This window comes from Streptomyces sp. Ncost-T10-10d (genome assembly GCF_900091955.1).
Lineage (GTDB): Bacteria > Actinomycetota > Actinomycetes > Streptomycetales > Streptomycetaceae > Streptomyces.
This window is the reverse complement of sequence record NZ_FMDF01000227.1, coordinates 62,859-75,505: the sequence shown is the minus strand read 5'-3', so window position 1 is coordinate 75,505 and position 12,647 is coordinate 62,859. Positions and strand designations below refer to the sequence as shown.

Annotated in this window: 11 protein-coding genes; 5 read left to right on the top strand and 6 right to left on the bottom strand. The window is 69.6% G+C overall.

What is annotated here, in order from left to right; translation table 11 throughout:
- Positions 1 to 34: 34 nt before the first annotated feature.
- Positions 35 to 622, top strand: a complete 588-nt coding sequence (locus GA0115254_RS40710) for a nicotinamidase (RefSeq protein ID WP_093900289.1) — start codon at positions 35 to 37, stop codon at positions 620 to 622.
- Between the two features lie 72 nt (positions 623 to 694).
- Here the strand turns inward: GA0115254_RS40710 and GA0115254_RS40705 are convergent, their stop codons facing one another.
- Both GA0115254_RS40705 and GA0115254_RS40700 read right to left on the bottom strand, forming a co-directional pair.
- Positions 695 to 1,015 (bottom strand): hypothetical protein, encoded by a 321-nt coding sequence (locus GA0115254_RS40705; protein WP_176740500.1) that lies wholly within the window; start codon positions 1,013 to 1,015, stop codon positions 695 to 697.
- A 124-nt stretch (positions 1,016 to 1,139) separates the two neighbouring features.
- On the bottom strand, positions 1,140 to 3,539 hold the full coding sequence (locus tag GA0115254_RS40700) for an immune inhibitor A domain-containing protein (RefSeq protein ID WP_176740499.1): 2,400 nt from the start codon (positions 3,537 to 3,539) through the stop codon (positions 1,140 to 1,142).
- Positions 3,540 to 3,910: 371 nt separating this feature from the next.
- Between GA0115254_RS40700 and GA0115254_RS40695 the strand changes: the two genes are divergently transcribed.
- Positions 3,911 to 4,276, top strand: coding sequence for a hypothetical protein (locus tag GA0115254_RS40695; RefSeq protein WP_093900287.1), 366 nt, complete (start codon positions 3,911 to 3,913; stop codon positions 4,274 to 4,276).
- Positions 4,277 to 4,373: 97 nt separating this feature from the next.
- Here the strand turns inward: GA0115254_RS40695 and GA0115254_RS40690 are convergent, their stop codons facing one another.
- Both GA0115254_RS40690 and GA0115254_RS40685 read right to left on the bottom strand, forming a co-directional pair.
- Positions 4,374 to 5,075, bottom strand: a complete 702-nt coding sequence (locus GA0115254_RS40690) for an RDD family protein (RefSeq protein WP_093900286.1) — start codon at positions 5,073 to 5,075, stop codon at positions 4,374 to 4,376.
- A 134-nt stretch (positions 5,076 to 5,209) separates the two neighbouring features.
- A complete protein-coding gene (locus tag GA0115254_RS40685; protein WP_093900285.1) occupies positions 5,210 to 6,907 on the bottom strand; it encodes an RDD family protein in 1,698 nt (565 codons plus the stop codon).
- A gap of 211 nt (positions 6,908 to 7,118) precedes the next feature.
- On the opposite strand from GA0115254_RS40685, the gene GA0115254_RS40680 reads away from it, so the two are divergent.
- Positions 7,119 to 7,595, top strand: a complete 477-nt coding sequence (locus GA0115254_RS40680) for an SsgA family sporulation/cell division regulator (protein ID WP_093900284.1) — start codon at positions 7,119 to 7,121, stop codon at positions 7,593 to 7,595.
- Between the two features lie 23 nt (positions 7,596 to 7,618).
- Here GA0115254_RS40680 and GA0115254_RS40675 read toward each other — a convergent pair whose 3' ends face one another.
- Positions 7,619 to 8,986, bottom strand: coding sequence for an FAD-binding oxidoreductase (locus GA0115254_RS40675; RefSeq protein ID WP_093900283.1), 1,368 nt, complete (start codon positions 8,984 to 8,986; stop codon positions 7,619 to 7,621).
- A 97-nt stretch (positions 8,987 to 9,083) separates the two neighbouring features.
- Here GA0115254_RS40675 and GA0115254_RS40670 point away from each other — a divergent pair, with 97 nt between their 5' ends.
- On the top strand, positions 9,084 to 10,676 hold the full coding sequence (locus tag GA0115254_RS40670) for a tetratricopeptide repeat protein (protein WP_093900424.1): 1,593 nt from the start codon (positions 9,084 to 9,086) through the stop codon (positions 10,674 to 10,676).
- A gap of 216 nt (positions 10,677 to 10,892) precedes the next feature.
- On the opposite strand, the gene hppD is transcribed toward GA0115254_RS40670, so the two are convergent.
- The gene (gene hppD, locus GA0115254_RS40665) at positions 10,893 to 12,038 is read right to left on the bottom strand and encodes a 4-hydroxyphenylpyruvate dioxygenase (RefSeq protein WP_093900282.1); all 1,146 of its coding nucleotides are present in this window, start codon (positions 12,036 to 12,038) and stop codon (positions 10,893 to 10,895) included.
- A gap of 134 nt (positions 12,039 to 12,172) precedes the next feature.
- Here hppD and GA0115254_RS40660 point away from each other — a divergent pair, with 134 nt between their 5' ends.
- On the top strand, positions 12,173 to 12,646 hold the full coding sequence (locus GA0115254_RS40660; RefSeq protein WP_093900281.1) for an Lrp/AsnC family transcriptional regulator: 474 nt from the start codon (positions 12,173 to 12,175) through the stop codon (positions 12,644 to 12,646).
- Position 12,647 lies beyond the last annotated feature (1 nt).

Genomic DNA, 12,647 nt, shown 5'->3' with positions numbered 1-12,647 from the left:
ACCGCCGACCGTCCCCCACCGAAGGACACCCGCCATGCACCGCGCCTTGATCGTCGTGGACGTCCAGAACGACTTCTGCGAGGGCGGCAGCCTCGCCGTGGCGGGGGGCTCCGATGTCGCCGCCGCCATCACCGACCTGATCGGCGAGGCCCAGCCCGGATACCGCCATGTGGTGGCCACCCGTGACCACCATGTCGACCCGGGCAACCACTTCTCCGAGCAGCCGGACTACGAGCACACCTGGCCGGCGCACTGTGTCGCCGGTACGGAAGGGGTGGGCTTCCACCCCAATTTCGCCCCTGCGGTCGCCTCGGGGGCGATCGACGCGGTGTTCGACAAGGGTGCCTATGCCGCGGCGTACAGCGGCTTCGAGGGCCTCGACGAGAACGGTGTGGGGCTGGCCGACTGGCTGCGGGACCGCGGGGTCACCGAGGTCGACGTGGTCGGCATCGCGACCGACCACTGCGTGCGGGCAACGGCGCTGGATGCGGTCCGGGCAGGCCTCACGACGCACGTGCTGCTCGATCTGACCGCAGGGGTCGCCGAGGAGACCACGGAGCGGGCGCTGGAGGAGCTCCGCAGGGCGGGCGTGAAGCTTTCCGGCAAGCCCGTCGTGGCGTAGTCGGGCGAGAGCCGCCGCGATTCCTCACCGCTCTCACCCACTCACGCCCGTGACCGGCCCCGGCCCCGCGCCTCAGGCCGTGCGTGGGCGGAGCAGCGCTCGGATCGGATGCCAGAGCTCCTGGGCCCGCTCCGGTCTCGCTCGCCAGAGCATCCCGTCCGGGTGGTGCAGCACGGCGGTGATCTCGTCCGGTGTGGGCGGCTCGGCGTTACCGCGGAGGTAGACGGCGCGCAGCCCCAGATTGCGCAGCCGGGTCAGCGCGCGGGCCCGGTTGGCGGCGTGCACCAGGACCCGGACCGGGGTGCCCGGACCCGTTCCGTCCGTCGGACCGGTCAGGGTGATCGCCACCACCACACTGCCGTTCGGCAACTTGCTGAACCCTCCGCCTGCCATGCTCCGCGCTCCCCCGTGAGACGTCGTGTCAATAAGGATCTGAACAAGACGCACCTAAACACGATCGGCCGCCGCCCGCTAGGGGGCGACGGCCGATCAAGCTCTGACCTGCGGTGATGCGGGATTACTTGTGCGAGGATCCCACCTTGACGATCATCGTCGAGCCGTCGCGCGGCTCGCTGACGACCGTGATCCGGGTGTTCGTGTCAGTGACCTGAACACTTCCGGTCTTGTTCTCGCTGTACCAGTAGGTTCCCTTGTGGTCGTCGAAGACCGGGATGCCGAGCTGCGGCTTGATCTGCACCGGCACATCGGCGTTGTGCAGGGTGAAGCCGTCGGTCGCGTACCGGCTGAAGGGCGCGTCGAAGGGCTGGATCTTGTTGCGGATGACCGTGCCGTCCGCCCACTTCAGCGGCTTGGCGTGCGCGTCGATCGGCAGGATCAGGCCCTTGCCCGGGTGGGTCGAGACGTTGTTGTCCTTCTGGGAGGTGTCCCAGAGCCAGATGAGCAGACCGTTCTGGTACGGGTAGTGCTCGACCCAGTCCGGACGGGACTTGGAGAAGCCGAAGTTGTACGGGCCGACCTTGAGCGTCTGGTCGTAGCTGACGTACTGGCGGTTCTCCGCGATGTAGAACTGCGGGTAGTCCTTGGTGAACGACTCGCCGACGCGGGAGAAGCCCTTGGCGGTCCAGCCGTTGTCGTCGCCCTCGGCGTTGTCCGTGAAGAGCGCGGCACCGTCGGCGTTGACCGAGATGGTGTCGGCCGCGAAGCCGACGCCGCCCGCGCCGCCGTCGGTGGCGTAACGGAAGCGGATGTCGATCTTCTTGCCCGCGTAGGCGTCCAGCGGGTACGAGAGCTTCTGGTACGTGCCGGAGACGTCGGTCAGGGCCGGCTTGTCACTGGCGTCGCGCGGGATCGCCTTGCCGTCGGCCGTGCCGTCGATCGCGGTCCAGCTGGTGCCACCGTTCTCCGACACCTCGGTGTAGAGGTAGTCGTAGTCCTTCTCGATGTCCCACCAGCCCGAAAGGTCGAGGGACGCCTTGGACTTGCCGGTCAGGTCGACCGAACGGGACAGGGTGTTGTTGAGGTTGTCACCCATGTCGCTCCACCACTGCTTGGAGCCCTCGGCGGGCTTCGTGACAGCGGTGGTGACGGGCTTGTCGGGCAGCGTGACGAGGAGCGCCTGCTTGTCCTTGGTGTTGTACTCGGACACGCCCAGCTTGTGGGTCGAGTTCGTCGCGGCCTTGGCCTCGGCGTAGTTCAGCCAGCCCAGCTGGAGCTTGTCCCAGGCGGTCATGTCGCCGGGCAGGTCACCGATCTGGTTCTTGCCGGTACCGAGCCAGGAGCCGGCCGACATCAGGGACCAGAAACCGACCGAGTTCTCGGCGGTGTTGGTGGTGTCGTACAGGTCGGGCAGGCCCAGGTCGTGGCCGTACTCGTGGGCGAAGACGCCCAGGCCGCCGTTCTCGGGCTGCGCGGTGTAGTCGCCGACCCAGATGCCGGTGTCACCGATCTCGGTGCCGCCGGCCTTGTTGTCGGCCGGGCCGGTCGCACCGGCGTTGGTGCCGTACGCGTACCAGCGGTGCGCCCAGATGGCGTTCTTGCCCTCGGCGCCGCCGCCCGCGGACTCGTCCTCACCGGCGTGGACGATCTGGAAGTGGTCGATGTAGCCGTCGGGCTCGTTGAAGTTGCCGTCGTTGTCGTAGTCGTAGCGGTCCCACTGGTCGTACTTCGCGAGGTCCGTCTTGATCTGCTCGGGAGTACGGCCCTTGGCCTTCTGGTCGGCGGCCCAGGCGTTCACGCCGTCCTTGATCATGTCCCAGGCGTTGGCGCAGTTGGTCGAGCCGCAGTAGTTGGACCCGTAACGGGCCTCGTTGTACGGCACCTTGACCCAGTCGGAGACCTCGCCGTCGACCGAGTAGCGTCCGGAGGACGTCTTCTCGTAGTACGTCTTCAGGGAGTTCTTGCCGGCGCCCGTACCGAAGTAGAGGTCCTGGAAGTGTGCCTGGTTGTAGTCGGCCTGCCAGGCGGTGCTGTTGTCCTTCTTGGGGTCCGGCTTGGCTATCTTGTTGTGCGCCGGTCCGGGCGTGCCGCCGTACTTCGGGACGGCCGGCTTCGGGCCGTCGCCGTCCGGGTCGAACATGGTCGTGTTGTCGACCTTGTCGCCGAACTCCACCAGGACCGTGAAGATCTTGTCGGTCTTCTCGCGGCCGAGCTCGACGTACTTCTTGTCGTCGAGCTTGACGACCTGGGAGCCGCCCCGCTTCGTTATCTTCTTGTCGCCCGATATGACCTGTTCCAGAGCGGCCTGACGCTGGGCGTCCTGCTGCTTGCTGAAGGGGCCCTGCAGGTCGTGCTCGTTGCCCTTGGCCGACCCCGGGTCGCGGCGGTCGACTACCGACGCCTTCGCCCCCGATGTGTGTTCATCCGCCTGGGCAGTGGCGAAAGCCGACGCCGTGGCGGCAGTGGCGGCCATGGCCACGACAACCGCTGCGGCGCGAAGCGCCCGTCTGTTAGTGGTCACTTGATGCAGTCCTCCCCGGCGTCCGCGGCTGCGGCCTGGGGTGGTGTGAAGGGGCCGCGCGCGGATACGCGTCACAAGTGACGACATTCGACCGGAGTTACGCGAGAAAAGACAGACCTTGACTTGAACAGGCCAAGTGCACTATGCAGGAGCACATTTCCGTTATCCGGACGTTCACCCTGCAGGCAACCAGCGCGTCAAGGAACGCGGTTGGGGAGCGGAATGACTCCGTGCGCCCCCCGTGCACCGGTACCGCGGGTTAGGTGACGCTTACTACCGGTTCCTCACGGGCATCCACCGTCGTAGAGTCGCTCGACAGTGCGACCGTGTTGAGAGACTGCCCATCCGATGCCCCGAGGACGGATACCGACATGCCGCGTATCACTGCCGCACAGCTTTCCTACGGTTCGGTCACCGTCGTCTTCTCGACCCTCGCCATGCTGCTGCTCTCCCGTACGGGTTCGGGCCTCGGCATCGCCGTCATCGGGACCGCGGCGCTTGCGCTCGGCCTGCTGGTGGCCGTGACCGTACCCCACCCGTCCCGGGCGAAAACAGCGAAGTCGGCGAAGGCCGGTGCCGCAGTTCGTACGAACCAGGACGCGGTCTCGGCCGCCGTCGAGGCCGAAGGCCTCGCCCGCGACGGAGTCCAGGCCTCGATCCCGGCAGCCCGCACGGCCGAGCAGCGCGCCACAGCGCGTGTCGACGAGCTGCTGGGCGAGCACTCCCTGCGGCGCTGACGCATACGGCCTCGGTCTCCGTACAGACATGGCTTTCGAGTCTGTACGGAGACCGAGGCCGTATGGCGCAGGAGGGACCCAGGAGCGTCCGGCACCCCTAGTCGGTCTGGACGACCACCGTCTTCGCCGCCTTGTCGTGGAGGCCCTGCCGGTAGGGCTTGTCCGTGAACATGAGCACGATGTTGATCAGCCACCACAGGCACGGGCAGCACAGCAGCGCCGGCAGCCACAGCACCACGGCCCGCAGGAACGACGCACTGGTGTCCGGTACCCGGCCGTCGTTGAGCATCGCGACCCGCAGCTTCAGCAGCCGCTTGCCGATGGTCCGGCCGTCCTTGTGTGTGAAGTACGTGTCGTACCCGACGTAGACCACCAGACCGATCAGCGACCAGAGCAGCTGGTGCGCGCTGTACGTCTGGCTGAAGACATCGCTGAAGTTGCTGTTGCTGCTGGTGTTGTCGCGCATCTCGACCGCGCCGCCCCACGGCAACGAGATCAGATACAGCGGGATCGAGATGATCAGGAAGTCGATCAGCCGGGCCAGAATCCGCTTGCCGGGCTCGCCGAGCGGCGGCATACCGGCCAGCGGATCCACGCCCCCGTACGGACCACCGCCGCCGTAGGGACCGGAATCGTACGGCGGCGGAGGAGGAGGCGGAGCGCTGTCGTAGGGCGAACCCGACGGCGGCCCCTGTGGCCCCTGCGGCCCCTGCGGCTCCGGCCCCTGCGGTTCCTGCGGCTTCTTGAGGAACGGGTCGTCCTCGGGCGGCTGACCGGACGTCGGCTGATCGTTGCTCATGGGGGCAGTGCACCCCGGCCCACGGGCGCCCGCAACGGCTCAGGTGCGTTCGGGGGAACGGCACGTCCCCCGAAGGCCACTCCCCCGATGAGCCGTCAGCCGGAGGAGTGGCCTCCGCGGGCCCTCGCGCGGAATCAGCCCGCTACGAAGGTGTGCGCCGCCTTGTCGTGCCAGCACTGGCGCCACGGCCGGTCGAACAGACACCAGAGCACATTGACCACCCCGACCACCAGGATGCCCAGCACGCCGTAGACCAGCCAGCGGCGCAGCGCGGCGCCGAAGGACGGGACCTCGTGGGACTCGATGCCCCGCACTTCGAGACCGCAGAGCTTCTTGCCGAGCGTACGGCCCCACTTGGCGGTCGGCAGCGCCTCCAGCAGGACGCCGAGCACGAGGAACGCGCCGAGCACCCCACCGAACAGACCGGCCGTGGTGGAGTCCACCAGCCAGACGGTGACCGTCTCACCGGACAGCTTCGCCGCGCTGATCTTCTCGTCGATGTGGTCCATCGCCCGCGAGACGAGCGGGAAGCCGATCGCGCCGACGAGCGCCGCCAGCACCACCGTGTCGACGAGCCGAGCGGCGAACCTCCTGCCGAGTCCGGCGGGCCTGGCCGATGCCTGGGCCTGCGCGAGCTGCTGGAAGGGGTCGTTGACCGGGGGCTTCCAGGGCACGACGGGCTGGTCCGGCTGTCCACCGTGCGCACCGGGCTGCGAGGGAGACTGCTGCCCCTGGAGCGGGAGGTGGGGCTGGTGTTGCTGGGACTGCGGGCGGGCTGCCTGGTCGGGCTGGGCGAGTTGGTGGACCTGCTGCGCCCAGGAGGCGACACCGCCGCCGGGGCCCGGGGTGAGAGGACTGTTGAGCTCGGCGGGAGCCGGGGCGGGGGCCTGTACCGGGGTTACCGGGGCGGAGGGCTGGCTCTGGGCCGGGGCGGGGGGCTGTGCGGGGGGCTGCGCCTGGGCCTGTGCGGGGGGCTGCGCGTCGGTCCCGGGGGCGATCGCACGGATCGCCATCGTCCCGTCCGCAGGCTCCTGTTCCATCATCCGGGGAGCCGACGGACGGCCGCCCCGGCCCACGGCACGGATCGCGACCGTGTTCTCGGGGGCCTGGCTCCTGCCGTCACGCATGCCCGGCAGCGCACCGCCCGTCCGATCCGGGGAGGCCGGCCGGCGCGGGTCCACGGGAGCACGGTCGACGGGTTCCCGGACCGCAGGGGCCCGATCAACAGGTCCCCGGACCGCAGGGGCCCGATCAACCGGTTCCCGGACCGCAGGGGCCCGATCAACCGGTTCCCGGACCGCAGGGGCCCGATCGACGGGTTCCCGGACCGCAGGGACACGGTCGGCCGGGGTCCGGTCCGCAGACGTACGCGGATCCCGGCCGGACTCCGGTCCCGAGCCGGACCCCGCCCCGGACTCCGGCCCCGACGGCGGCCGGCTCTGCTCGCCCTGTCCGCCGGGTTGCCCGGCGCCGCCCCAGGAGACCCGCCGGTCGCGTTCGCCGCCGAAGCCGGTCTGCCGGGAGGCGTCGGCCTGCCAAGCGGTGGCCGGTTCGGGGCGGTTGTCCGCGTACGGCTCCTCGTCGAGGAAGACCGGACCGGTCTCGTCCACCGGCGCGGGCGCCGGGGCCGATGGCTGCGGCTGCGGCTGCGGTTCGGCCGCCGCTCCGGACGACGTCTCGGGCATCGGCTCGCCCTGTTGAGGGGCGGGCCGGCTCGTGCCGGGCACCCACGAAGCACCGTTCCAGTACCGGACATATCCGGGAATGGACGGGTCGGGGTAGTACCCCTCGCGGGGGCTTTCGTCACCGGGTGCCGGGGTTGGGGCGCTCATCACCGTGGTCCCGTATCTCTTCGAGGCCTCAATACAACGGGTCCACATCTACCAGACGCCCGCGCACCCCTGGGCCAGTCCAGGGGTTTGGGCCACTTTCCGGTCACGCGGAAATTTTTCCGGAAGTCGCGTAATAGAGGGCGGGGAAGGCGCTCTCTCCCTGTGCGGACCGGTCGCGGGACCGGCCCACAGGCACCGAAAGGACGCACTCATGCACACCGTCGTGGAACGCGAGCTGGAGCTCAAGCTGGTTCTGTCGCCCGAGCGCAGCATCCCCGTCCCTGCCCGGCTGACGTACCGCACGGAGGACCCGTACGCCGTGCACGTCGCCTTTCACATCGGCTCCGACTTCCCCGTCCACTGGACGTTCGCCCGCGATCTGCTGGTCGAGGGCGTGTTCCGGCCGTGCGGCCAGGGGGACGTACGGATCTGGCCCACCAAGGTCGACCGGCGCAACGTCATCTTCGTGGCCCTGACCTCGCCCGACGGCGACGCCCTTCTGGAGGTGCCGTCCGTCGTGGTGGCCGCCTGGGTGGAGCGGACTCTGCGACTGGTTCCGCCGGGTACGGAGACCGAGCGGCTCGGCATCGACGAGGCTCTCGCCGAGCTGCTCGCGCCGCTGCCGGCCGACGACCTGTGGCTGAGCGACCCGTGGGCGTCGGACGAGTGGCAGGACGGCGACGCGTGAGCGGGTGCGGTCCTGGCCGGCCGTCAGAACACCTTGCCCGGGTTGAGCAGCCCGAGCGGGTCGAACGCCTGCTTGATGCCCCGGTGCAGTTCGACGCTCACCTCGCCGAGCTCGCGCGCGAGCCATTCCTTCTTCAGGACACCGACGCCGTGTTCACCAGTGATCGTGCCGCCGAGTTCCAGGCCGAGCGCCATGATCTCGTCGAAGGATTCCCGGGCCCGCCGGGACTCGTCGGCGTCGGTGTGGTCGAAGCAGACGACGGGGTGGGTGTTGCCATCGCCCGCGTGCGCGCAGACGCCGATGGTGAGGTCGTACTTCTCGGCGACGGCGGCGGTGCCTTCGAGCATCGCGCCGAGCTTCGAGCGCGGTACGCAGACGTCGTCGATCATCGTGGCCGACTTGACCGTCTCCAGTGCGGTGAGCGACATCCGCCGGGCCTGGAGCAGCATTTCCGACTCGGCGGCGTCCTCCGCGGGGACCACCTCGGTGGCGCCCGCCGCGGTGCACAGCTCGGCGACGGCGGCCAGGTCGGCCGACGGGTCCGGGGTGTCGAAGGCGGCGAGCAGCAGCGCCTCGGTGGTGTCGGGGAGGCCCATGTTGGCCATCCGGTTGACGGCATGCACTGTTGTACGGTCCATCAGTTCGAGGAGTGACGGGGTGTGACCGCGCTCCATGATCCGGCAGATCGCCTCGCAGGCGGTGGCCGCGCTCGGGAACTCGGCAGCCAGAACCAGCTGCTGCGGCGGCTGGGGCTTCAGCGCGAGCACGGCCTTGACGACGATGCCGAGGCTGCCCTCCGAGCCGACGAAGAGCCGTGTGAGGTCGTATCCGGCGACGCCCTTCGCGGTACGGCGGCCGGTGGTGAGCAGCCGCCCGTCGGCGAGGACGACCTCCAGGCCGAGTACGTATTCGGCGGTGACCCCGTACTTCACGCAGCACAGACCGCCGGACGCGGTGCCGATGTTGCCGCCGATGGTGCACATCTCCCAGCTGGAGGGGTCCGGCGGGTAGTAGAGACCGTGCTCGTTGACCGCCCGGGACAGCACCGCGTTGATGACGCCCGGTTCGACGACGGCGATCCGGTCGACGGGGCTGATCTCCAGGATCCGGTCCATCTTCACCAGGGACAGCACGATGCAGTCGTCGGAGGCGTTGGCCGCGCCCGACAGACCGGTACGGGCTCCCTGCGGGACGACCGGGACACGCAGGGCCGTGGCTGTGCGCATCACGTGCTGGACCTGCTCGACCGTGCGCGGGAGCACGACGACGGCCGGCGTGCCCGCATCGCAGAAGCTCGCCATGTCGTGGGCGTAGGAGGCGGTGACGTCCGGATCGGTGATCAGGGCCTCGGCGGGCAGACCCGCACGCAGTTGTTCGAGAAGACCGTTCATGATCCAAGCGTGGCACTCGGGCCCATTGGTGTGAACCCGTCTGCCGCAGCCTCCGCAAGACGCGGTGTGCTCTTCGTACTGACGCAGAGTGATCGGCATGGATGTCATGCCGCAGCAGCCTCCGGAGTCCCCCGATTCGACCGAGCCTCCCCTTGAGCCCCCCGAAACCGGCCCCGCCCCTCCGGACCCGGACCCGGCCGAGCTGCCGCCCCTTTCGCTGCGTACGACGCTGCGCAGGGCGGCCATGGGTGCGGTGGCGGCTGCGGTACTGGTGACGGGTGCGGTGGTGGCCGTGCCGGACGACGAGAAGAAGTCCGCGCCGCCGCCCGCGCCCGGTCCGGTTTCGCGGGCCCTGAAGGCCCGGGACATGGGCTCCCCCGCCTCGCTCTCCGATCTGACGGCGCTGATCGGGGACCGGCAGCAGTGGGTGGGCACGCATCCGTCCGACGCGCCGTCGTGGGCGTTGCTCGGTACGGCCTTTGTGGAGTGGGGGCAGCGTTCCGCGGACGCGGCGTACTACGGCCGGGCCGAACAGGCGCTGAAGCGTTCGCTGGACATCCAGCCGGGTGAGAACGGGAACACGGCGGCCTGGGTGGGGCTCGCGACGCTCGCCAATGCCCGGCACGACTTCGTCACGGCGAAGAAGTGGGGCGAGACGGTACGGGCACGGCAGCCGAAACAGTGGAACGTGTATCCGGCCCTGATCGACGCGTACAACGGCCTCGGTGACTACAGGTCCGCGAACACGGCGGTGGAGAAGTTCACGGCGCTGCACTCCGGCGCCCCGGCGCTCCTCCGGACGGCGCAGAGGTACCGGGACCTCGGCCGGCGCGAGGACGCGCGGGCCGACGCGCAGGCCGCGGCGGACCGGGCCACCACACCGGCACAGAAGGCGGAATGCCTGTATCTGCTGGGCGAACTGGCCTGGGAGCGTGGCGAGCCCGACAAGGCGGTGGCGCAGTACAGCGCGGCGCTGCGGACCGACCGTGCCCATCCGTCGCTCGCGGGCCGGGCCAGGGCGATGGTGGCGCTCGGCCGTACGGACGAGGCCGAGCGCGACTACAAGGCGGCGCTGGCCGGCCTCCCCCGGCCCGAATACATGTTGGAGCTGGGCGAGTTGTACGAGTCGCTGGGCCGGGACGAAGATGCGCGGAGCCAGTACGCACAGCTCGGCACGGCTCTCACGCGTGACGCCGGCGAGGGCGTGGACAACGCGACTCTGCGCGGCCGTTTCGAGACGGATCACGGGGACCCGGCCGCGGCGGTGAAGCTGCTGAAGGCGGAATGGGACCGGTCGCACCGCAGCGCGGCGGTGGCGGACGCGCTGGGCTGGGCGCTGCATCGCTCCGGGGACTCGTCCGCCGCGCTGCAGTACGCGACGCGGGCGGTCGCCACGGATGGGCAGAGCGCCCCGTACATGTCCCATCTGGGCGCGATCCAGCAGGCGTTGAAGGACTACGGTCCGGCACGCCGCAATCTGGCGGAGGCCCTGCTCATCAACCCGCACTTCTCGCCGCTGGAAGGCCCGGCGGCCCAGAAGGCCCTGGATGCCCTGGGCGGCCCTCCGGCTGACGTCCCGCAGCCGGCCCGGGGCCCCGCGTCGGCGGCGAAGCCGCGGCCCGTCGCACCGGCGCCGCAGCGACACGCACCCGCCGAGGCCCCGGCCTCGCATGTGCTGAGCAGCCGCTGACGGGGCAGGCGGTACTTCGTCCGGGTTCCTCGTCGGTCCGGTCGCCGGACCGCCCGCACATAGCGGGCCGTCCGGCGAATTCCCTCGCTGCCCGAACCGTCCACCGGCGCAGGGTGGCGTGGGCCTCGGCCCCGGTCCTTTGGAGGGGGTCGAGGCCCTGGGCGCATGAGGCGGGGCCCCGGGTTCGCCGGGGCCCCGCGTTCACGCTCTGGGAGCTCAGAGGTTGCCGCGCTTCTCCTGCTCGCGCTCGATCGCCTCGAACAGGGCCTTGAAGTTGCCCTTGCCGAAGCCCATCGAGCCATGGCGCTCGATCATCTCGAAGAAGACGGTCGGGCGGTCCTGGACCGGCTTGGTGAAGATCTGCAGCAGGTAGCCGTCCTCGTCGCGGTCGACGAGGATCTTCAGTTCGCGCAGGGTCTCCACGGGGACGCGGGTCTCGCCCGCCCACTCGCCGAGGGTGTCGTAGTACGAGTCGGGGGTGTCCAGGAACTGGACGCCGGCCGCCCGCATCGCGCGCACCGAGGCGACGATGTCGTTCGTGGCGAGCGCGATGTGCTGGACGCCCGCGCCGCCGTAGAACTCCAGATACTCGTCGATCTGGGACTTCTTCTTGGCGATCGCCGGTTCGTTGATCGGGAACTTCACCTTCAGGGTGCCGTCGGCGACGACCTTCGACATGAGGGCGGAGTACTCGGTGGCGATGTCGTCGCCCACGAACTCCTTCATGTTGGTGAAGCCCATGACCTTGTTGTAGAAGCCGACCCACTCGTTCATCCGGCCGAGTTCCACATTGCCGACGCAGTGGTCGATGGCCTGGAAGGTCCGCTTGGCCGGCGGCTCGACGATGGGGGCCGCGGCGACGTAGCCGGGCAGGTACGGGCCGTCGTAGCCGGTGCGCTCGACGAGGGTGTGACGGGTCTTGCCGTAGGTGGCGATGGCGGCCAGTACGACCGTGCCGTGCTCATCCTTGGCCTCGTGCGGCTCGGCGAGGCCGAGGGCGCCGTGCTCGACCGCGTACGCGTAGGCCGCGCGGGCGTCCGGCACCTCGATGGCCAGGTCGACGACGCCGTCGCCGTGCTCGGTGACGTGGTCGGCGAGGAAGCGGCCGTGGTCGGTGGACGCCTTGATGACGGAGGTGAAGACGAAACGGGCGGAGCCATTGGTCAGGACGTAACTCGCCGTCTCGCGGCTGCCGTTCTCCGGTCCGGAGTAGGCGACCAGCTTCATGCCGAAGGCCGTCGAGTAGTAGTGAGCGGCCTGCTTGGCATTGCCGACGGCGAAGACGACCGCGTCCATTCCCTTGACCGGGAAGGGGTCGGCCTGCCGGGCTGTGTCGGGGGTGGTGTGCAGAGTCTCAGTCATGGTCGAAGGCTCTCGCCGCTTCGCAAGGTGCGCAACAGTTCGCGAATCCGCTGGGCAATCTGCACAGCCGATAGCGATGATGGCCGGGCTATCTGTACATGATGACCATCACAGCGACCCCCCGGAGGCGCACCATGGCGATCGATCACCTGGACGGGCGGCTCATCGTACTGCTGGCCCGCGAGCCCCGTATCGGCGTCCTGGAGGCGTCGCGCCGGCTCGGCGTGGCGCGCGGGACGGTGCAGGCGCGCCTCGACCGGCTTCAGTCGAATGGAGTCATCCGCGGATTCGGCCCGACCGTCGATCCGGCGGCGCTCGGCTACCCCGTCACCGCGTTCGCGACGCTGGAGATCAAACAGGGTCAAGGCGCCGATGTACGGGCCCACTTGGCCGGTGTTCCGGAAGTGCTGGAGCTGCACACCACCACCGGGCACGGCGACATGCTCTGCCGTCTCGTCGCGCGTTCCAACGCCGATCTTCAACGGGTGATCGACCGGGTTGTCGGTTTTGATGGCATCGTCCGGGCCTCCACGGCCATCGTCATGGAGAACCCGGTTCCGCTGCGCATCATCCCGCTCGTCGAGCAGGCCGCAGGGGACAACGACTGAG

Coding starts and splice junctions, on each gene's coding strand:
- GA0115254_RS40660 (WP_093900281.1), top strand. CDS start 12,173: ATGGCGATCGATCACCTGGACGGGCGGCTCATCGTACTGCTGGCCCGC.
- GA0115254_RS40705 (WP_176740500.1), bottom strand. CDS start 1,015: ATGGCAGGCGGAGGGTTCAGCAAGTTGCCGAACGGCAGTGTGGTGGTG.
- GA0115254_RS40685 (WP_093900285.1), bottom strand. CDS start 6,907: ATGAGCGCCCCAACCCCGGCACCCGGTGACGAAAGCCCCCGCGAGGGG.
- GA0115254_RS40670 (WP_093900424.1), top strand. CDS start 9,084: ATGGATGTCATGCCGCAGCAGCCTCCGGAGTCCCCCGATTCGACCGAG.
- GA0115254_RS40710 (WP_093900289.1), top strand. CDS start 35: ATGCACCGCGCCTTGATCGTCGTGGACGTCCAGAACGACTTCTGCGAG.
- GA0115254_RS40680 (WP_093900284.1), top strand. CDS start 7,119: ATGCACACCGTCGTGGAACGCGAGCTGGAGCTCAAGCTGGTTCTGTCG.
- GA0115254_RS40690 (WP_093900286.1), bottom strand. CDS start 5,075: ATGAGCAACGATCAGCCGACGTCCGGTCAGCCGCCCGAGGACGACCCG.
- GA0115254_RS40675 (WP_093900283.1), bottom strand. CDS start 8,986: ATGAACGGTCTTCTCGAACAACTGCGTGCGGGTCTGCCCGCCGAGGCC.
- hppD (WP_093900282.1), bottom strand. CDS start 12,038: ATGACTGAGACTCTGCACACCACCCCCGACACAGCCCGGCAGGCCGAC.
- GA0115254_RS40695 (WP_093900287.1), top strand. CDS start 3,911: ATGCCGCGTATCACTGCCGCACAGCTTTCCTACGGTTCGGTCACCGTC.